Below are 21,272 nucleotides of genomic sequence, written 5' to 3'. Positions count from 1 at the left end.
ATTTTAGAAAGCAGTTGCAATCAATTGTAACGATAACGATTGCGTAAATAATTTCGTCTTAAAATGGCTATTCCTTATAATAATTATGTAGAATTGTTTTAGACAGACCGAAATTTCAACATGATTATTTCTAAAAATATTTTAAAGAGCATAAATAATGAAAACGTTATCATTCCAGATAACACATTACTAAATCTTCCTGAAAAGGTATTACAGTTTGGAACCGGCGTTTTACTACGTGGCCTTCCAGATTATTTTATTGATAAAGCTAACCGTCAGGGCATATTTAACGGTAGGGTAGCTGTAGTTAAATCGACCAGTAAAGGCGACTTGAACGATTTTAATGAGCAAAATGGTCTGTATACCATCTGTGTTAGAGGCTTAGAGAATGGCCAGACTATTAAAGAGAATATCATATCTTCATCCATCAGCAGGGTATTATCGGCTGATAAAGAATGGAGCGAGATATTAAAGATAGGACAGAGTGTTGATTTACAGGTTGTTGTTTCGAATACAACCGAGGTAGGTATTACCTTATTAAAGGAAAACATTAATTTAAACCCTCCCGTTTCTTTCCCAGCAAAACTATTGGCTGTACTACATGCCAGGTATAAAGCATTAGGCGATACCAAAGCTGCCGATATTGTTATTATAGCAACAGAACTAATCCCCGAAAATGGCAAAAAACTAGAGTCTATTGTAATTGAACTGGCAGAATTTAATGTTCTTGAACCTGAGTTTTTAAGTTGGTTAAAAGCCCATGCTCACTTCTGTAATTCTCTGGTTGATAGGATAGTGCCCGGTAAACCCGATGATGCTACTTTAGATAAACTTAAAGAACAATTAGGGTATAGCGATAACTTATTGATTATGGCCGAACCATATAGGTTATGGGCCATAGAAGGCGATGAAAAAGTTGCTGAACTGTTAAGCTTTAAACAAGTTGATAATGGGGTAATTGTAAAGCCCGATATAGAAATTTACAGAGAGCTAAAAGTAAGGCTGTTAAACGGTTCGCACACGTTAACATCAGGAATTGCCTATTTATCTGGTATAGATACGGTAACAAATGCAATGAACGATCAGGCCATAAAAAGCTATGTAGTAAAAGTAATGCAGTCAGAAATTGTACCTGCTATACCTTATAAGGTCCCGGGCGATGAGGCCATGGTTTTTTCTGCTGCTGTTTTAGACAGGTTTGCAAATCCATACATTAAACACCTGTGGCTCAACATTACTTTTCAGTACACCATGAAAATGAAAATCAGGATTTTACCTGTTTTAAGCCAATATTATAAGCTGTTTAATAAAGTTCCATCAAGCATAGCATTTGGCTTCGCGGCATTCTTATGTTTTATGAGATCGCATAAAAAGGAAGAAAATCAGTACTTTGGGCAATATAATGGTAATGAATATTTAATTACCGACGATCAGGCTGCTTATTTCTATGAAAAAAGCAAGCTAAGCGAGGCCGATTATGTAAGCTCCGTATTGTCTGACCAGCAATTATGGGAAACGGACCTGACAAGTTTAACAGATTTTATTAAAACAGTACAAGAAAATTATAACAACATAAATAACCTTGGCATAACAGAAGCATTAGCCAAGGCAAAATAGAAGAAAATAACACAACCAAATACTAAACCAAATATAATGAACGACAAAAAAGTAGGTAACTACAGGTGGACTATCTGTGCTCTATTATTTTTCGCAACTACTGTGAATTATCTTGACAGACAGGTATTAAGCTTACTAAAACCACATCTGGAAGAGATTTTTGGCTGGAGCAACAGCGATTACGCAAACATTGCTTCTGTTTTTCAATTTGTTTACGCCATATCAATGCTTTTTGCCGGGCGGATAATAGATAAACTTGGAACCAAAAAAGGATATGCCTGGGCCATCATTATATGGTCTATAGGTGCGGTTATACATGCCTTTGCTATTCCAATAGGACAAAGTATATCTACCGTGCTTGGTTTTATGGGTATCGGCGTTGCCTCAGTTTCTATAGTTGGGTTTATGGTTGCAAGGGCAGTATTAGGGTTTGGTGAGGCAGGGAATTTTCCGGCTGCAATTAAAGCCACTGCCGAGTATTTTCCTAAAAAAGAGAGATCTTTTGCCACCGGATTTTTTAACGGTGGTACCAATATTGGTGCTGTACTGGCACCTTTAAGCGTTCCGTTTATTGCCGCAAAATGGGGCTGGGAAGCCGCCTTTTTATTTATAGGTGCAATTGGCTTTTTGTGGCTTATTTTCTGGTATAAATATTACGATAAACCAGAAGATCAGAAAAGACTATCGGCCGAGGAACTTGCTTATATAAAATCCGATAACGACGAAGCCCCGGTTGTAAATAACGAAGGTGTAATTGAAGAAAAGAAAGTATCCTGGTTTAAACTGCTTACCTACAGACAAACCTGGTCATTCGCGGTTGGTAAATTCATGACCGATGGTGTGTGGTGGTTTTTCTTGTTCTGGCTACCGGCTTATCTGAAAGATCAGTACGGTATGGTAGACACCCAGATTATGCTTCCTTTGGCCGTATTGTACAGTATGACCATGGTTGGCAGTATTGGCGGTGGCTGGTTCCCTATGTATTTTATTAAAAAAGGATATGAACCTTACGATGGCCGTATGAAAGCAATGCTCATGATTGCCGTAATCCCGCTGGTTGTACTAGCTGCCCAGCCTTTGGGCCATATATCATTCTGGATGCCGGTTTTGTTAATAGGAGTTGGTGCATCGGCCCATCAGGCCTGGTCGGCAAACTTGTTTACCACAGTTTCAGATATGTTTCCTAAAAAAGCCATAGGCTCAGTAGTAGGTATTGGTGGTATGCTTGGAGGCCTTGGCGGAGTGGTTATGACAAAGCTGGGCGGAGGATTATTTGATTACTACAAAGCATTAGGGCATATCGAAACAGGTTATACAATTATGTTTACCATTTGCGCCGTAGCCTATCTGGTAGCCTGGGTAATGATGAAAGCATTGGTGCCTAAGTACAAGGTAATTACCGATCTTTAGTCTGTAACTATTTTAATCTCTAACTATATATTAATGACTTTTAAAGATCACCTTGACTCTATTTTTGTTGCTGAAAGCGAGATTCCTGAGGAATTTAGGCTAACCCACGAGGTTCATCAACGAGAATATTTAAGCAATGGAAAAATGCATTCGTGGAGTGGCGAAGTGCATGAAGTGTTGTCGCCAATTTGCATTAAAACCCCAAGCGGGTTAAAGCGCAAAGTAATTGGCACCTATCCGTTGTGTAATGAAGCCGAAGCGGCCGAAGCACTTAAAGCTGCAGTAACCGCTTATAACAATGGCAGAGGCGAATGGCCTACCATGAGCGTTGCCGATAGAATTACCTGCGTAGAGAAGTTTACGCACAGAATTATTGAAAAAAAGAACGAAGTAGTAAAGCTGCTCATGTGGGAGATTGGTAAATCTCATGCAGATTCTGTTAAGGAATTTGACCGCACGGTAGAATATATTTATGCAACCATTGATGCGCTGAAAGATTTAGACCGTCAGTCGTCTAAATTTAGCATAGAACAAGGTATTGTAGCTCAGATCAGGCGTTCGCCATTAGGCGTAGTTTTGTGTATGGGACCCTTTAACTATCCATTAAACGAAACTTTTACCACCTTAATTCCTGCTTTAATAATGGGCAACACGTTGTTGTTCAAGCCACCTAAACATGGTACATTATTGCATTATCCGTTGTTGGAAGCATTTAGAGACTGTTTTCCGAAAGGTGTAGTAAACACCATATATGGTCGCGGTAATAAAATTATTCCTGACCTGATGAAATCGGGCGAGATCAATGTGTTAACCCTTATTGGCTCTAGTAAGGTTGCCAATGAGCTTAAAAAGTTACATCCTAAGGTAAACCGTTTACGTGCAATACTGGGCTTAGATGCTAAGAATGCGGCAATTATAACTGCCAATGCCGACGTTAAGTTAGCAGTACAGGAAACCGTGCTGGGCTCTTTATCATTTAACGGACAAAGGTGTACGGCTTTAAAAATTGTATTTATTCATCGCAGCCTTGCCGATGTGTTTTTAAACGAACTATCAGAAGCCGTTGCTCAGCTTAAATTTGGTATGCCATGGCAAAGTGGTGTAGCTTTAACTCCTTTACCTGAGCAGCACAAACCTGCTTATATACAGGAGTGTATAGCTGATGCAATTGCCCATGGTGCCCAGGTAATGAACGAAAACGGTGGTGCAACAAATGAGTCGTTTGTGTTCCCGGCAATAGTTTATCCAGTTAAAAAAGGAATGAAACTATATACCGAAGAGCAGTTTGGCCCGGTTATCCCTGTTGTTCCTTTTGATGATCTGGAAGAAACAATTGAGTATTTAATTGAATCTACGCATGGCCAGCAGGTAAGTATTTTTAGTAATGACGATGAGGAAATTGCAGAACTGATTGATCCTTTGGTAAATCAGGTGAGCAGGGTAAATGTGAATTGTCAGTGCCAGCGTGGCCCTGATGTGTTTCCGTTTACCGGCAGAAAAGATAGTGCCGAAGGTACGCTTTCTGTAGTTGATGCTTTAAGATCATTTTCTATAAGATCATTGGTAGCTACCAAGCTAAACGAAAATAACAAGCACCTGATAAATGCAATTGTTGATAGCAATAGCTCTAACTTTTTGAGCACAAAGTATTTATTTTAAAGATAGTTTAATCGTCGTCATTTCTAGACCATTATGCAGCAAAACCTGGGCATGGAGTTTCCAGACTATAAAATAACCATTGAGCAAACTGATAATAAAACTTTTATGATCATTACAGACGAAGATACGCCTGGATAATTATTTTTTTGCGTTTGTTTTGGGAGGTTCAGGTCATTCGGGCCTGGCACCTCCTTGGTTCGATACATATTCGACTCTGGTCGAACGAGGGCCGTACAAGGTCCGTTTGAGCATGGTGCAAAAAGCGACTATAGTATAGGCTGAAAAACGTGTTTTCCCCCAATCTGGACTTAAGCCAAATTCAATCTAATTTTTTTAATAATTAATTCTAAAATTAAATATATAAGAAATTTAAATGCGCTTTTGCGCTTTAGGCGTTTTACAGCACTTATTAACGGATTATGCATAATAAGACACATTATGCGCTTTATATGGTTTTAAAATGATTTTTGAGTATTAAGCTAGTTAAGACCGGGAAAAAAGTCTACCACAAATTTGACTACAACTCAAGATCGCTTCAAACAACATCAATCTCATCATTACTCTAATGAAACGTGCTAATATTGCTTAATGAATTGACATAATAATAGAATTATTAAGTGTCAATATCCTTTTCTTTGCTGTACCAAATTACTAAATGTATGAAAAAGTTAAGTTTGCTTATTGCCGGGCTGGTTATGTCAGTTTCGGTATTTGCACAAAAAAATTACCTAAAAGAACCTGCAGCGGCTAAAAATAAGCGTATGCAATGGTGGACTGATGATACTTTCGGGATGTTTATTCACTGGGGACTATATGCTGTTCCAGCCGGAGAATATAACGGAAAAAGTGGTGGGGCTGAGTGGATTATGGAAACTCATAATATCCCAACTGCTGAATATGAAAAGTATGCTGCTCAGTTTGATCCTGAAAAGTTTGATGCTAAGAAATGGGTAGCGATTGCTAAATCGGCTGGCGCTAAGTATATCGTTATCACATCTAAACACCATGATGGTTTTAGCCTTTGGGACAGTAAAGTAACCAAGTATGATATTATGGATGCTACTCCTTTTAAAAGAGATATTTTAAAGGAACTTTCTGAGGCTTGTAAAGCTGCCGGAATTAAATTCGGATTGTATCATTCTATTATGGATTGGCATCAGCCAAATGCTAACCCTAAGCAAAAACCTGATGTAAAACCTGATTTTAATAAGTACAGAGATGAGTATTTAAAACCTCAGCTGGCAGAATTGATTAAAAAATACGATCCTACCATTTTATGGTTTGATGGTGAGTGGATTGGGGAATGGACTGAGGAGCAAGGCAAAGATCTTTATAACTATTTGCGCAACCTTAAACCTTCTTTAATTATAAACAACCGTATTGGCAAAGCCCGTGGCGGTATGGAGGGAATGAACAAATACCAGGATGCTGCCGGCGATTTTGGAACTCCGGAACAAGAGATTTTAAAAACCAATTCTCAGGATTATTGGGAAAGCTGTATGACAATTAACAACAACTGGGGGTTTGCTAAGTACGATCATAACTGGAAATCGGCCCAGGTACTTATTGATAATCTTGTTGATGTTGCCGCTAAAGGTGGTAATTACCTGTTAAATGTTGGCCCAACTGCCGAAGGTGAGATACCTGCACCAAGTGTAGAGCGTTTGGGTGAAATGGGTAAGTGGCTGGATGTGAATAAACAAGCTATTTATGCTACCAAAGGTTTAGAAACTTACAAACAAGGTGATAATATCAGATTTACGAAAAGTAATGACGGTAAAACTACTTATGCTATATTTAACAAGGCTGATAATAATGAACTGGTTTTAACTGCTGTGCAGCCAAAAGATGGTTCAAAGGTTTATATGCTTGGCGTAAATAAGCCATTGGAGTGGACTAAAAGCAACGGATCTGTTGTTGTAAAACTACCGGCCGAATTGCCTTGTAAATATGCCTGGACTTTAAAAATGCAAAGTTCTTCTGACGCTAAATAATTATTAAAATGAAAAAGGTAATACTCTGTTTTTTAGTAAGTTTAATTTGCAGCGCCCAGGTTATTGGGCAAAATAAAACTTTACCATTTAGCAACTATATTACCCAACGCAAAGGACTTGCAAATGCTTACGCTGCTATTTCTGTAAAGAAAAATGCTACTGTGGCTTTTTTAGGAGGTTCTATAACTTACAATGATGGCTGGAGAAACAAGGTATGTGCTTATTTAAAAGAGCGCTTTCCGGCTACTAAATTCCATTTTATTGCGGCAGGTATTCCCTCGTTAGGTAGCCTGCCGCATACTTTTAGGCTGGGTCAGGATGTGCTGGATTCTGGTAAGGTTGACCTGCTTTTTTTAGAGGCAGCAGTTAACGACCAGGTTAACGGAACTGATAGTATAACGCAGGTGTGCTCGCTTGAAGGTATTGTGAGGCATGCCAAAACCAGCAACCCTTTTATGGACATTGTACTGATGTCGTTTGCCGATCCTGATAAAACTAAACAGTACAACTCTGGCATTACACCAACATCGGTAGCCAACCATGAGCTTATTGCCGGTTATTATCAACTGCCGTCAATTAATCTGGCTAAAGCAATAAGGGATAAGCTTGCAAATAATGAGTTTAGCTGGGAAAAAGATTTTAAAGATCTGCATCCTTCTCCATTTGGGCAGGAGCTTTATTTTGAGGCTATAAAAGATCTGTTATCATCGAACTTTGCATCTTTAAATAAGCAGGGCATTAAAAAACAAAAGGCCTTAAAATTGCCCGTTTTGCTTAATAAAGGGAGCTTTACACGTGGCAGGTATTTAAACATTGAAAATGCCTTTGATAAAAGGGGCTGGGAGCTGGTTAAAAGCTGGATACCGGCAGATGGATTGGGTACACGCCCAGGGTTTGTGAAAGTGCCCATGTTGGTTAGTACCACCGCCGGATCGTCTTTTACATTAAAATTTAAAGGCAACGCCATCGGAATGGCAATTGTATCAGGATCTGACGCAGGTATATTAAATTATTCAATTGATGGTGGCCCTGAAAAACAGGTTAATCTGTTTACGCAATGGAGCCAATCGTTACATTTGCCCTGGTATATTTTGCTTGGGGCCAACTTAAAAAATGCTGATCATGTTTTAAAAGTTAGCATCAGCACAGAAAAGAATCAAAACAGTAATGGAACCGCTTGCAGGATAGTTAATTTTTTAGTTAATTAACACCCATTATGTGTAAACGTGTATCCCTATTATCAATCTTTGTATTGCTTGTAACTTTTGTTGATGGTTTTTCTTATAACAAAAGGAGTAATACCCCTCGCTTTATTAATATTGCTTACGGAACAGCATCGGAGATTGTATACGATCTGAATTCGGGCACTTACGAGGTATTTGCAAATAAACGAACTATAATATCTGATGCTTATGCTGTTGTTAAAAACAAGGAGCAACTTATAAGCAGTAAAGATTATGAGCTGATTAAATATGCAGAAACAGCTGTTAAAGACAAGTTTGGCGTTGGTAAAAAATATACAATAGCTTTAACTAAAAGTGGTTTGCCACAAATGGAACAGGTATTTTTTGTTTATCCTGGTCATGATTATTTTTTTACTGAAGTGGCTTTAAAAGGAAGCAATATTAGTAGCAATTATATGGCTCCATTGGTAAGTAAAAAGGCCAGTATTTATGCCAAAGGCGATAACAGGACGCTTTTTGTACCTTTTGATAACGATACTTTTATTAGGTATAACGCTAAATCGATTGGGGTAACGCCGGTAGAAAATACTAGTGCTGAGGTAGGTGCAGTGTACGAAAACCACAGTAGAAAAGGCCTGATAGTTGGCTCTGTTGAGCATTTGATTTGGAAAACAGGGGTGCTTACCAGAGGAACGAATGATGACTTGTCGGACTTGTGTGTTTGGGGTGGATATACCGATCAGAAAGTTACAAGGGACAACGGCGCTCATGGTTCAATTTCTGGCTCGGTTGTGAAATCGCCTAAGATATTTGTAGGTTATTTTTCTGACTGGCGGACCGGTTTAGAAGCTTATGGCAAGGCAAACAGGATAGCAGAACCTCCTTTTGTTTTTGACTGGACAAAGCCTGTGCCTTTTGGATGGAACAGCTGGGGCGTGATACAAGAAAAACTTACCTATGACAAGGCAATAAAGAACGTAGATTTCTTTGCCAATGAGCTTCCGAAGTTTAGAAATGGCGAAACTGCATATATTGATCTTGACTCGTTTTGGGATAATTTTACCGGTGGTATGCGTGGCGATTTTAGCAAATTGAAAGAATTTGCTGATTACTGCAAAGCCAAAGGTTTGCAACCCGGTGTATATTGGGCACCATTTACAGACTGGGGCTTTAAAGGAGGAGCCGAGAGAGAGGCCGAGGGCAGCAAGTATAAATTTGGCGAGATGTGGACTAAGGTTGGTAATGCTTATCATGATTTTGATGGTGCCAGGGCACTTGATCCTACTCATCCGGGAACTAAGAAAAGGATAGACTATATTATCGATAAGCTAAAGACTTGTGGTTTTAAAATGATCAAGATTGACTTTTTAGGACATGCAGCCGCCGAATCTGATAGTTTTTACGATAAATCTGTTACTACAGGTATGCAGGCTTATAGGGTTGGTATGGAGTATCTTATTAACAGGATGGATGGGCAAATGCTTGTGTATGCTGCTATATCTCCCAATTTAGCTACTGGTAGGTATGCACACATTAAACGCATTGCCTGCGATGCCTGGAAAACCATAAAGGATACTGAGTATACTTTAAATAGTGTTAATTATGGCTGGTGGCAAACCTATGTTTACAATTATGTTGATGCTGATCATATTGTGTTTGCCAGTGAAAAGGAGGGGGCTAACAGGGCAAGGTTAACATCGGGCCTTATTACCGGAACTTTAATATTAGGTGATGATTTTTCGGCAGCAGGTGTGTGGAATGAAACCGCTAAAAAACTATTGCAGAATGAGGAGTTGTTGGCTATTCCAAAATCGGGAGTTGCTTTTATGCCGCTAAACGGAAATACCGGAGACAAGGCTAACGAGGTATTTGTTAGAAAGATTGATGGTAGCTTATATATGGCTGTTTTAAACTTTGATGGTAAAAAGAAACTTTTTACTGTTCCGCTGGATAGATTGGGGATTAAAAATTCATCGTACCAGGCAAAAGAACTGTTTTCGGGCAAAGATTTGAAGATCAATAAAGTACTTAAGTACGAGTTAAATGGTGCTGATGCTGCAATTATCAAAATAGCTTTGCGCTAACCTAGTAATAGGTTTAATGTATTATATTTATCGCCGAATAGATATAATATTGAAGTAATTTGAACGCTCAGAGAATTATTCTTTTGCTTGTATTTATTTGTACGCTCTCGAATCAGGAATTAACAGCGCAAATAAAACGTACAATTAAAGGTAGTGTTAAAGACAGTACTAATCAGGGAATCCCCGGATCTCATATCAGGGTAATTGCAGGTAAGGATACGCTGACCGCAATTGCTGATAAGGATGGTGGCTTTTCTATAGCCAATATTACAGTGAAACGCCTGGATTTGATGGTGCGCAGTATTGGATATAAGGCGTATGCATCAGACATTACTTTTGAAGATGACCAAAATCAATTTGACCTTGGCGATATTGTTTTAAAAACAGCATCAAACATGCTTGATGAGGTGGTAATTAAGGGAAAAATTACGCCCATTAGGGTAATGAAAGATACCATTGAGTACAATACCGAAGCATTTGTTATAAGAGAAGGTGATTACGTTGAAGACCTGTTAAAGCAATTTCCTGGCATGATTGTAAGTGATAATGGGAAGGTTACTGCAATGGGCAAAGAGCTTACCAAGCTTAGGGTAAATGGCAAAGATTTTTTTACCAGTAATGTAGCTGAGTTTATTAAAAAATTGCCATCGAGCATATTTTCGCACATTCAGGTAATTGATGATTATGGTGATGAAGCCAATTTTACAGGGATAAAAGTAGGACAGCCAAAAAAGATTCTTAACCTGGTTACTAAACCGGGAAAAGACAAAGGAACATTTGCAAACATAAGCACCAGTGCTGCAACCAGTAATGCTTATGGGTTAAATGGCAACGGTAACTTGTGGAAAGGTGCCAGACAAATAGGGATAAATGCTGCACTTGATAATACAAGTAATGCTGCTTTGATTAATAAAGGTATAGCTGGTTCTGCAACTTTTGCTAATAACATAGCCAAAAAACTTAATTTAAGATCTCATTATAATTTGGGTGGTGGTACTATTGAAAACACAAATTTTAGTAACATGGAAAGTATTAATAGTCTGGGTTCTATTAATAGTGTAAATGAGAGTAAAAATAATTCCAGAAATGCTGCCCATCGTTTGAGTATGGCTGTTTCAAGTACCGAAATTGGGGAGTATTTTGATGTGCACCTTGCAGGTGGTTTGTCAAAAGCCAATTCAGAAAATACTTCGTCATCTTTGCAAACAGGGGTAATCCGTCAGGATTTATTTACCAGCAGTGGCAATAAGCAAAATAACCCAAATTTAAGTCTAGATGTGAGTTGGGGATTTAAAGGCAAAAAGAAAGATGGTAAAGATAAAAGAGGCCGATTGTCGTTTAATTTATCGGCAAGGTTAGTAGGTTCCAGAAACGATCAGGATATCCTTACTGATATTGATTACTATGATCAAACAACGAATAAAAAAATTAAGGATTCTTTACTAAACAGGCTGGTTGAAACCCGAAATGCAGATAGGGGATTAAATACTGGTTTGAACTATTCAATTCCTTTAAATAAAACAACTGATACAATACATAAGAGCCTGGAGTTTTCTTATTCATTTAATTTGACCTCTAATAATAATGCCTTAGAAACTAGGGTTAGAGATGCCGCCGGCAAAATAAGTTTTATTGATTCGTTAAGCAATGTATATACTTCAACATTTATAAACCATAGCATAAGGGCCGGCTATAGGTATGGTTCAAATAAAATCAATTACAGTATTGGTTTTTCACTACAGCCAAGTGCGCTAACGGGCAGTTATGAAGGACGGACGGATAAGATTAATCAAAAAACTTTTAATTCATCTCCATCAGCAAACTTTAGCTATGTGATTACCAAAACACAGTCTATAAATATGAATTATAACGGGAGTAGTTATGCACCAAGGTTTGATCAGCTTCAGCCTGTGCCTGATACCCGAAACCTGCAAAATGTAATTATTGGGAACCCCGATTTGAAAACATCATTTTACCATTCGGCCAATATTAATTATAGCTTGTTTGGTTTAACTAGCGGAAGAACATTGGAGGTAAGTTTTGGTGCATATGCAATGCAAAATCAGGTGGCGAATAATATTATTCTGATTAAGGATACTTTGAATAGTTTAAAGCAGGAAACACGCTTTGTAAACGTAAATGGTAATTATAATATTAATAGCGGTTATAATGCCAGCTTGCCTTTTGCTGAGCGGAAATTTGTTGTTTCGATAGCGGGAAATGTTGCGCTTTCGAACGCGGTAATTTTTACCGATAATATAAAAAACAATAACAAAGGGCTTGCTTATTCTCAGAATGTGAACTTACATGTTCAATTGAAGTCATTATCAGGTGGTGCCGGGGCATCATACTCGAACAGTGAAAACAATTACAGTCATTCAACTTTTAGGCCTCCTAATCTTGAAAGCTTGTCTTTTAATATGAATTGTTCATTTAAAATACGTAAATCATTTAATACATCTGTAGATGTTTCAAAGAGTTTTACAAGTGGTTACACTATGGGTGCCAACAATCCTTTGTTGATTAATGCAAGCGTGTATAAGTCGTTTTTTAAGAATAACCGGGCTTCTGTAAATTTAAGGGTTGCTGATTTGCTGAACCAGGGAAACAATTTATTCAGAACAGTATTTGACAATACAATAGTTGAAAACCGAAGTAAACAAATAACCAGGTATTTTATGGCTACGTTTTCTATGAATTTAGAAAAGTTTGTTAAATAATTAAAAAGGAGAGCTATAGCTCTCCTTCTAATTTTATGTACTCTTTTAAAAGTTGGATCTGATTCAGCGCCCTGTTAAAGTTATGGCCTTCGTATTTTGAACCATAGTAAACGTCGTTTTGCAGGTAATCGGCTAAAAAGCGGATGGCTTGCATGTAAATGATAAACTTACCTGAATAAGTAAAGTATTGTTTTTCAGTTTCTGTAAGTACATCATTCATTTCTTCCATATAGCCATCGTAAATAGCGTTAAAGAATTCTTTTCTGATGCTTATTTTCGAAAGATCTGTTTCTTCTTCGCTGGCCTCAGCAAGATAGGTTCTCATCATATCACCTACATCGCTAATAAAATAGCCGGGCATTACAGTGTCCAGATCTATTACACATAACCCATTATTCTTATCATCGAACAATACGTTGTTTATTTTTGTATCGTGGTGTATTACTCTTAAAGGTATTTCGTTGTTGGTAACGATTTTTATATAAGTATCAACAATTCCTTTATGCGCTGTAATAAAGGCAATGCTATCCTTTGCTTTTTCGAGTCTTTCTGCAGATGCATTTTCGCAAGCTGTAAGGAATTGGTTATATCTTAATTCCAGGTTGTGGAAATCGGGGATGGTAATACTGAGTTGTTTTGCATCAAAACCATCAAGAATTTTAGAGAACTTGCCAAATTGCTTTGCAGCCTCATATGCTTCTTCTTTATTGGTTAAGGAATTAAGCGAGGTTGAGCCTTCTATAAAAGGGAATAATCTGTAATAGCCACTTTCGGTATCTAAAAGAGATCTTCCTTTTAAATCGCTAACAGGAGATACAAACAAATAGTTGGGATATTCTACGTCCAGATATTGCTTTATCAGTGAGATGTTTCTGTCAATATCCTTAGGCATTTTAAATACCTCGTTGTTTACTTTTTGTAATATATAATTTTGGGTATCGGTAGTTACTTTCCAAGTATGGTTAATTAACCCGTCGCCAAATAACTTCACGGTAGCTTTATCAGAGTTTAGCCCATACAATGGTAAAATATTTTCGAACATGCGTTTAATAGAATTATGATTGTTTTACCCAAACCTAATTAATTCAGTTTATTAAACTGGTGTGCAAACGATTGCGCAAAATTACTTGGTTTCATTTACAACAAGTACAGACTCTACAACTACGTTAAAGAAAGCTTGGTCGGCACCTGATTCGGTTTTAGGTTTGTTTATAAGATCGATAAGGATATCAGCTGCTTTTTTGCCCTGCTTGTAAGGAAACTGCTCTACAGAGGCTATTGGGGTATAGTCCATGTAGTTGATAATGGGTAGGTTAGCATAGCTAACAAAATCGATCCCGTTTAAATTAATAGATCTGGTATATCTGATGGCAAATAGCGCCACATAGTCGTTAAATGTTACAATAGCAGTAGGTTTTCGGCGGTGATTGAGCATGTTGTCCATCACTTCAATAGTTCCGGCTTCTGTTAGATCTGAGTTGATGATTAAGGTTGGGTCAAATTTTAAACGGTTTGACAGCATTGCCTTAATGTAACCTTCTTTTCTTTCGTGGCTGGCAACCAATGTATTTGGACCATTTATCATTCCAATGGTACGGTGGCCCTTTTTTAAGAGGAAATTTACTGCTTCGTATGTTCCTGTTTCCAAATTAGAGGCTACATAGTGTATATCTTTAATAGGAGGTATACGGTCGAAAAATACTACCGGTATGTTTAGTCGCTTAAATATTTCAAAATGTTCATAGGTACTTGTAGTTTTCGATACAGATACAAGTAAACCATCAACACGTTGGGTTTTCATTTTCTCTACCAACAGCTTTTCTCTTTCAGCATCATCGTGCGACTGAGCCAATAATACCGTATAGTTTCTTTTGTAGGCTATGTCTTCTATACCGCTTATTGCAGTAGAAAAGAAAGATTCTGATAGTTCTGGTAATATAACACCTATAATAAATGATTTTCCGTGTAAAAACTGGATTGCCTTTTGGTTTGGCTCGTAGTTGAGCTCTGAGGCAAGTTTCTTAACACGCATTTTTGTTGTTAATCCGATGCTTGAATGATCATTTAATGCCCTTGACACGGTTGATACCGAAATCTTGAGGATCTTTGCAATTTCTTTTATAGTTGTTGGTTTATCAGACATTATGGTCAAATATTATAATAAACTTTGAATAACCTTACAATTTTAATAAAAAACTGTTTTATTAATTGATTTAGACCAATATACGTATAAATTCGCGCAAACGTTTGCCTGTAAAATATTTAATATTTCTATTGCTAAGGCTGGTGTATCCGCTACAAAAATACGGCTGTTGGGTAAAAAAAAGCAATTAATATTCGAAAAAAAGTCACGAGTGCAGGATTTTGAAAAAAACTGTTGAGATTTGATAATCGCCGACTGATAATTTTTAATCGCAGCTTTAAAAAATGGCTATATTGATAAAATATCAAACGTTTGCGTGTTTTTTTTATGCTTTTGATTTAACGATTGATGATATAGTCTATACCTTGTGATCTATTCTTCGCAATGATTATAGGGGAGAAAGGAAATATTAGCTTACCGAAACGTACAAAAGAACTAAATAAATTATGAACAGAAGAGAATTTGTTAGAAACTCAGGGCTAACTGCAGCAGCTGTTACTATTTTGCCGGAGAATCCATTATTTGCCAGTACAAAGGCAGAGAAGGTTAAAATAGCAATAATTGGTGTGGGCTTGCGTGGTCAAAATCACCTTGATTTACTATTAAAGAGAGATGATGTAGATTTAGTAGCCATTTGTGATGTAGAGCCAAGAATGCTTAACATGGCTAAGGCTATCATTGCAAAGAGTGGAAAACCAATGCCTAAGATTTTTACAGGTGACGACAATGCCTGGAAAAAAATGTTGGAAACGAAAGGCTTGCAATCAGTATTAATTGCTACACCATGGGAATTGCATAAGGAAATGATCATCACTTCTATTGAAGCTGGTATTAAATATGTAGCTTCTGAAGTTATTATCGGTATAACCCTGCAAGATCATTGGGATGTTGTTCAGGCAGCTGAAAAGCACAATGCCCATGTAATGATGCTTGAAAACGTATGTTACAGAAGGGATGTACTTGCCGCTTTAAATATGGTTAGACAAGGTATATTTGGTGAGCTTCTGCACCTGCAAGGTGGTTATCAGCATGATTTACGTGAAGTTAAATTTAACGACGGTGTAAAACCTTATGGTGGTGGTGTTGAGTTTAATGAGAAAGGTTTCTCTGAAGCAAAATGGAGAACAAATCACTCTGTACATAGAAATGGCGATTTATACCCAACTCATGGTGTGGGCCCAATTGCAAATTATATTGACATAAACCGCGGTAACAGATTTTTGAAACTAAACTCTTTTGCTACAAAATCAAGAGGTTTACATAATTATATAGTAGAGAAGGGTGGTGCTGATCATCCAAACGCAAAAGTTAATTTCCGTTTAGGTGATATTGTTACCACAACTATTGACTGTGCCAATGGCGAAACTTTAATTTTACAGCACGATACAAACTTACCTAGACCATATTCAATAGGATTTAGGGTTCAGGGTACTAAAGGCTTGTGGATGGATGTAAACAAAGGTATTTATGTTGAAGGCGAAAGCAAACCACACCAATGGGATCCGGCAGATAAATGGTTAGAAAAATATGACCACCCGCTTTGGAAGAAATACGGAAATGATGCACAGGGTGCAGGCCATGGTGGTATGGATTTCTTTGTTATTCACGCTTTTATTGAGTCTGTTAAACGTAATTTACCTACTCCATTAGATGTTTATGATGCAGCTGCATGGAGCGCAATTACTCCTTTAAGTGAGCAATCTATTGAGCTTGGAAACGCTACTGTAGAGTTTCCTGATTTTACAAGCGGTAAATGGATGCACAGAAAGCCTGTTTTTGCATTAAATGATGATTATTAATTTTAGTTAGAAACAATAAATAGTTAGTGTTGGAGGCCTCTATAAGTAATTATAGGGGCTTTTTTACTTCTAAATGGTTCGGAATTGAGTTTTGTTAACATTAACTTAACATTGAAAAACTCATCTTTGCATATGTTTTTAAATATCCTGGCTTTAGCCCTTCTTATTTTAGTTTTAGTTACAGCATTTAAAATGGATTCACCTATGCAAGGTGTATTGTTTTTGTTGGCAATCGCTGTAGTGTGTGGCCTTCTGTATTTATTTATTTCTTTTCCCGGATTTTCTGGTTTAGCCGTTGCTGTAATGCTGGCCGCCTTCATTTTCAGACAAAATAAGCGATAGTAAGCTATCTGTTTAGCTATCAGTTTGTTTTGCTTGTTTTGATGGATGTAGTGTGTTTTTTGGGTATATTAACCTTTAACGAATGATGTCAGCAGAGGAAATCTGAGGGTAATAATTTATAAAATTTAATAACGAATAATCCGGTTCAATAATTATTATAAAAATATTATATTAATATCATAATATTTTATTTAATAATTCTTAAATTTATTTCAATTAAAACTAGGGGGCGTTTTTAAAATTATTGATTATGAAAACATTAGGGGAGAAATTCAGAATCTTACGTCAGAAAAAGGGAGTGAACCAAAAAGCAATGGCCGACCTGTTGGAAATATCTATTCCGGCGTATTCAAAACTTGAAACCAGTATCACAGATCCTAACTTCAGCAGGATTAATCAAATAGCAGAAGTACACAATTTAACTTTAAGGGAATTACTAGATGTTGGTGAAGAAGGGGTTAATGAACAAACGCAATTGATAAAACAGTTGAAGGAAAAAGTGAGCGAGCTTGAAAATTCGGTAATTAGGTTACAAAGTAAACTAATTGACTTGTATGACAAGGACGAACAAAAAAAGTAATTCGACCAGTAATATCGTTAAAACTTGTAAACAAGGATATTTGCTATCCTTTGTTTACAAGTTTTAGTAATGATGCACAGCGTTCTGTAAGCCAGCTAAAATCGTTTGCATCCTGAGGGGCCTGAAATAGCTTAGAGCCAAATCCTAAAGCAGTGACACCTGCATTTAACCAGCTATCAATATTTTCCTTATTTACGTCAACACCACCGGTTGGCATAAACTTTAAACCAGGAAATAATGGTTTTATTGCTTTTAAGAAACTGGGGCCAAGGGTATCGCCCGGAAAAAGTTTAACTAACGAAGCACCAAGCTCTTCTGCAAAGTTGATTTCTGTAGGGGTCATACAGCCAGGTACCCATAGAATGGCATTGGTAAATGCCAGTTTTGCTATATCTTCTTTAACAATTGGGCTAACAATAAAATCTGCACCAATGCTAATATATTGCTGAGCCTGCTCTACAGTTTTTATGGTACCTATACCCAGTTTAAGATCAGGTAAATTTGCATTTCTGTATTCAAGCAATGCTTTAAAGTTTTCAGGAGCATTGCCACCTCTGTTGGTAAATTCAAATACCCTGATGCCACCGGCATAGCTGGCTTTAAGCACATTTATACAGGTATCTTTATCTTCATGATAATAAACCGGAATAACCGGGTAATTACCTATAATTTCTAATGTATTGGTTATTGCATTCATTTTAATGTTTTTTAAAGAGCACCATCACCAAAATCTCCTTTGACAAAGAGTTTCTGATAACCGGAATTTGTTGCTTTGTTAATAATTTCCTGTCCGCCTTCATTACTGATCAGGCCGTATATAAGGCCAGCCATAAAAGCATCACCACTTCCAATTCTGTCTATCACCTCATTGGTTTCGTAGATAGGCGAGATGAAGCTATTTTCTGGTGTATGGTAAGTTCCATAAAACAGATTATGCTTAGGGTTATCCATAAAACGGAAAGTATTAGCAATGTGTTTACACTGAGGGAATAGTTTAAAAATCTCTTTGGCCGATGCCTCTGAGTGATCAAAATATTCCTGAGGAGTTGTTTGGCGGTTTAAATGTTCACTAACATTGGTGCCCAGCATTTTGTTGGCGGCCCAAATGTTACCCATTATTACATCACAATATTGAACCAGCTCAGGCATTACCTCTATAGGTTGTTTGCCATAGTCCCAAAGCCTGTTCCTGTAGTTTAAATCAACCGAAATGGTTATTCCTTTTTTTCTTGCCACAGCTAAAACTTCTTTACAAATGGCAGCTGTATTTTCATTTAAAGCAGGGGTAAGGGCTGTCCAATGAAACCAGGTATATCCATCTAAAACTTTATCCCAATCAATTACACCGGGTTTAAGAGAACTGAACGACGAAAACTTCCTGTCGTATACTACCTGCCCGTTGGTAAGCCCATTGGCTGATAATAAAAAGTACAACCCCAGTCTACTGCCTTCTAATATGGTTTTGGAGGTATCAACCCCTAATTCAGAAAGGTATTGCAAAGCATTAGTTGTTAATGCATTGTCTGGAGCACAAGTGAGATAAGAGACCGGTAACTTCCATTGGCCTAAAGATGCCGAAACATTTGCTTCGGAGCCTCCCGGAAATAAAGCTACCGTATGGTTTTTAGAAATAAATTGATCTTCAGTTGAACTGAACCTTAAAAGCAGCTCACCAAATACCAATATGTTCTCTTTATTTTGCATGGTTTTAGATATATTCAGTATACAATTATACAGGATAAAGCGCTAAAACAGCAGGGTTGTTTAATATATAAAAACGCAAACGATTTCGTGGATGTTAATCTTTGCTTTGTGTAGATGCTCTGGCCTGAATGTAAGTTTCGAGCATTACTGTTTCGTACTCCTGATCGTGAACTTTACTTTCTATCAGCGAGATGAGTTTTTTTGCTGCCAATTGTCCCATTTCAAATGCCGGTTGGTGTACAGTACTTAAAGCAGGGCTTAATGCCTCGGCAAGATCTGTGTTGGTAAATCCAATTAAAGCAATGTCGGTAGGAATATGATAACCCAGTTTATTAAGCAGGGTAAGGCATCTGGTGCTAATCTGATCAGTAGCTGTAAAAATAGCATCGGGTTTATCAGGCAAACTCATAAAATACAGAATCGCTTCTCTAAGATCAGAATTAAGCTTTTGCGTGTCAGAGTAGTCGCACGATCTGAGTAATTCAGGTCTGTAAGTGATTTCACTATCCATTAATGCTTGTTTATAACCATTTAAACGTTCGGTAGCTATACTTAAAGTTGTATTGGTGTTTAAATGAGCTATATTTTTGTAGCCATTTTTTATCAGGTGCATTGTAGCATCATAAGCACCCTGGAAATTATCGGCCCCCACTTTATGTGTATCTATCTGATCGCTAAGTCTGTCGAAAAGAACAATGGGCAATCCGCTTTCCTGTAAAGAGCGTAAGTAGCTAAAATCAACAGTTTCGCAAGCGGGCGAAATCAGTATGCCATCAACACCACCAGAGTATAGTAATTCAATGCATGCTGCCTCTTGCTTTTGAGATTCTTTGCTCTGCATAATAATAATCTGATACGAATTGTCGGCACTAACGGTATCTATACCATCCAGCATCTGTGCAATCACATTATTATCCAGTGAGCATACTACAATACCAATAGATCTGCTTTTTCCTTCTTTAAGGCCTTTTGCCAAACGATTTGGCGAATAGTGGTGTTTTTGGGCATATGCCAATACCTTCTGCTTGGTATCAACACTAATCTCATAACTATCGTTTAAAGATTTAGATATTGTAGAAATAGATAAATTGAGCGCTTTTGCAATGTCTTTTAAGGTAACGCTATTGTTCATGCAGATCTCTTTTTTGTGCAAAGGCGAATTTGCAATTTATATAATGAATAAGGTAAAGATACTTTTTTTATTTTTTTAAAGCCTTTAATTCGGATTTGACAAATGGATTACATTAATAATAATAACTGTTTATACATTTGCTTAACGGTGTTAAATTAATTTACACGCTATATAAATAATACGATGGGAAGTAAAGAGCGCATAGCAAGATTAAAAGAGGAAACAAGACTCAATATCCTTGATGCTGCCTTAGACATAGTGAAGGATGAGGGATGGCAATCATTAAGTATGAGAAAGATTGCAGATAAGATTGAATACACTGCCCCAATTATTTATGAATATTTTGCCAATAAAGAAGGAATATTACTTGAACTGACCCGTAAAGGATATATTATTCTGGCCGGAGAGGTTAGAGCTGCAAGAGACAAACACGATACGCCTGAGGTTCAGTTAGAGGCAATGTGGGTAGCATACTGGAATTTTGCATTTAAATATAAAGAGCTTTATCAGCTGATGTTTGGTGTAGATATGAACTGTTGTGAGTTGAAGAAAAAGATGCCGGAGGCAGAACTTTCTGATGACCTGATCTGGGATGTAATAGAGAAGGTAATTACAGTAGAAAACCCAACTGAAGATTTTGTTTGCAGAAAGTACTATACCTTTTGGTCAATCATTCACGGCTTAATTTCAATTAACCTTGTAAACAAGGGCCGTGATGCAGAGATGAACCAGCGTATTTTAAAAGATGCCATCAGAGGAATCATAAAATATATAAACGAATAATACCAAAAACTCCAAAGGCTTAAAAAAGCCTTAATTTTTTAACATTTACTTAACGCTGTTAAACGGCTTACAGTCGTTATACAACAAACCTTTTAATCTATCATATTATGAAATACTACCT

Annotated in this window: 16 protein-coding genes; 11 read left to right on the top strand and 5 right to left on the bottom strand. The window is 37.3% G+C overall.

The window, feature by feature from the left end; genetic code table 11:
• The first annotated feature begins 120 nt into the window (after positions 1-120).
• The 7 genes from CPT03_RS08265 (at position 121) to CPT03_RS08235 (ending at position 12,668) form a co-directional block, all read left to right on the top strand.
• Positions 121-1,617 (top strand): tagaturonate reductase, encoded by a 1,497-nt coding sequence (locus CPT03_RS08265; protein WP_099438410.1) that lies wholly within the window; start codon positions 121-123, stop codon positions 1,615-1,617.
• Between the two features lie 36 nt (positions 1,618-1,653).
• Complete coding sequence (locus CPT03_RS08260) at positions 1,654-3,027, top strand: MFS transporter (protein WP_099438409.1); 1,374 nt, start codon at positions 1,654-1,656, stop codon at positions 3,025-3,027.
• A 33-nt stretch (positions 3,028-3,060) separates the two neighbouring features.
• Positions 3,061-4,686 (top strand): NADP-dependent glyceraldehyde-3-phosphate dehydrogenase, encoded by a 1,626-nt coding sequence (locus tag CPT03_RS08255; RefSeq protein ID WP_099438408.1) that lies wholly within the window; start codon positions 3,061-3,063, stop codon positions 4,684-4,686.
• Between the two features lie 659 nt (positions 4,687-5,345).
• On the top strand, positions 5,346-6,680 hold the full coding sequence (locus tag CPT03_RS08250; RefSeq protein WP_099438407.1) for an alpha-L-fucosidase: 1,335 nt from the start codon (positions 5,346-5,348) through the stop codon (positions 6,678-6,680).
• Between the two features lie 8 nt (positions 6,681-6,688).
• Positions 6,689-7,888 carry an SGNH/GDSL hydrolase family protein gene (locus CPT03_RS08245; RefSeq protein WP_099438406.1) on the top strand — a complete coding sequence of 400 codons (1,200 nt, stop codon included), beginning with the start codon at positions 6,689-6,691 and terminating at the stop codon, positions 7,886-7,888.
• A gap of 8 nt (positions 7,889-7,896) precedes the next feature.
• On the top strand, positions 7,897-9,948 hold the full coding sequence (locus CPT03_RS08240; protein WP_099438405.1) for an alpha-galactosidase: 2,052 nt from the start codon (positions 7,897-7,899) through the stop codon (positions 9,946-9,948).
• A 59-nt stretch (positions 9,949-10,007) separates the two neighbouring features.
• Positions 10,008-12,668 (top strand): outer membrane beta-barrel protein, encoded by a 2,661-nt coding sequence (locus CPT03_RS08235; RefSeq protein WP_099438404.1) that lies wholly within the window; start codon positions 10,008-10,010, stop codon positions 12,666-12,668.
• Positions 12,669-12,681: 13 nt separating this feature from the next.
• Here the strand turns inward: CPT03_RS08235 and CPT03_RS08230 are convergent, their stop codons facing one another.
• Both CPT03_RS08230 and CPT03_RS08225 read right to left on the bottom strand, forming a co-directional pair.
• A complete protein-coding gene (locus CPT03_RS08230; RefSeq protein ID WP_099438403.1) occupies positions 12,682-13,710 on the bottom strand; it encodes a phosphotransferase enzyme family protein in 1,029 nt (342 codons plus the stop codon).
• Between the two features lie 81 nt (positions 13,711-13,791).
• Positions 13,792-14,811: a LacI family DNA-binding transcriptional regulator gene (locus tag CPT03_RS08225; RefSeq protein ID WP_172954150.1), complete on the bottom strand. Its 1,020-nt coding sequence runs from the start codon at positions 14,809-14,811 to the stop codon at positions 13,792-13,794.
• Between the two features lie 446 nt (positions 14,812-15,257).
• Between CPT03_RS08225 and CPT03_RS08220 the strand changes: the two genes are divergently transcribed.
• The 3 genes from CPT03_RS08220 (at position 15,258) to CPT03_RS08210 (ending at position 17,532) form a co-directional block, all read left to right on the top strand.
• Positions 15,258-16,610 (top strand): Gfo/Idh/MocA family protein, encoded by a 1,353-nt coding sequence (locus CPT03_RS08220; protein ID WP_099438402.1) that lies wholly within the window; start codon positions 15,258-15,260, stop codon positions 16,608-16,610.
• Between the two features lie 111 nt (positions 16,611-16,721).
• A complete protein-coding gene (locus CPT03_RS22775) occupies positions 16,722-16,952 on the top strand; it encodes a hypothetical protein (protein WP_157766379.1) in 231 nt (76 codons plus the stop codon).
• A gap of 250 nt (positions 16,953-17,202) precedes the next feature.
• On the top strand, positions 17,203-17,532 hold the full coding sequence (locus CPT03_RS08210) for a helix-turn-helix domain-containing protein (protein WP_099438400.1): 330 nt from the start codon (positions 17,203-17,205) through the stop codon (positions 17,530-17,532).
• Positions 17,533-17,575: 43 nt separating this feature from the next.
• On the opposite strand, the gene CPT03_RS08205 is transcribed toward CPT03_RS08210, so the two are convergent.
• From CPT03_RS08205 to CPT03_RS08195, 3 genes are all read right to left on the bottom strand, one after another.
• Positions 17,576-18,229, bottom strand: a complete 654-nt coding sequence (locus tag CPT03_RS08205; protein WP_172954149.1) for a bifunctional 4-hydroxy-2-oxoglutarate aldolase/2-dehydro-3-deoxy-phosphogluconate aldolase — start codon at positions 18,227-18,229, stop codon at positions 17,576-17,578.
• Between the two features lie 11 nt (positions 18,230-18,240).
• Positions 18,241-19,236, bottom strand: a complete 996-nt coding sequence (locus CPT03_RS08200; RefSeq protein WP_099438399.1) for a sugar kinase — start codon at positions 19,234-19,236, stop codon at positions 18,241-18,243.
• A 94-nt stretch (positions 19,237-19,330) separates the two neighbouring features.
• A complete protein-coding gene (locus tag CPT03_RS08195; RefSeq protein ID WP_172954148.1) occupies positions 19,331-20,368 on the bottom strand; it encodes a LacI family DNA-binding transcriptional regulator in 1,038 nt (345 codons plus the stop codon).
• 183 nt (positions 20,369-20,551) lie between these two features.
• Here CPT03_RS08195 and CPT03_RS08190 point away from each other — a divergent pair, with 183 nt between their 5' ends.
• Positions 20,552-21,151, top strand: a complete 600-nt coding sequence (locus CPT03_RS08190) for a TetR/AcrR family transcriptional regulator (protein WP_099438398.1) — start codon at positions 20,552-20,554, stop codon at positions 21,149-21,151.
• Positions 21,152-21,272 lie beyond the last annotated feature (121 nt).

The sequence above is a fragment of the Pedobacter ginsengisoli genome (assembly GCF_002736205.1).
GTDB classification, from domain to species: domain Bacteria; phylum Bacteroidota; class Bacteroidia; order Sphingobacteriales; family Sphingobacteriaceae; genus Pedobacter; species Pedobacter ginsengisoli_A.
This window is presented reverse-complemented; position numbering and strand designations above follow the sequence as displayed.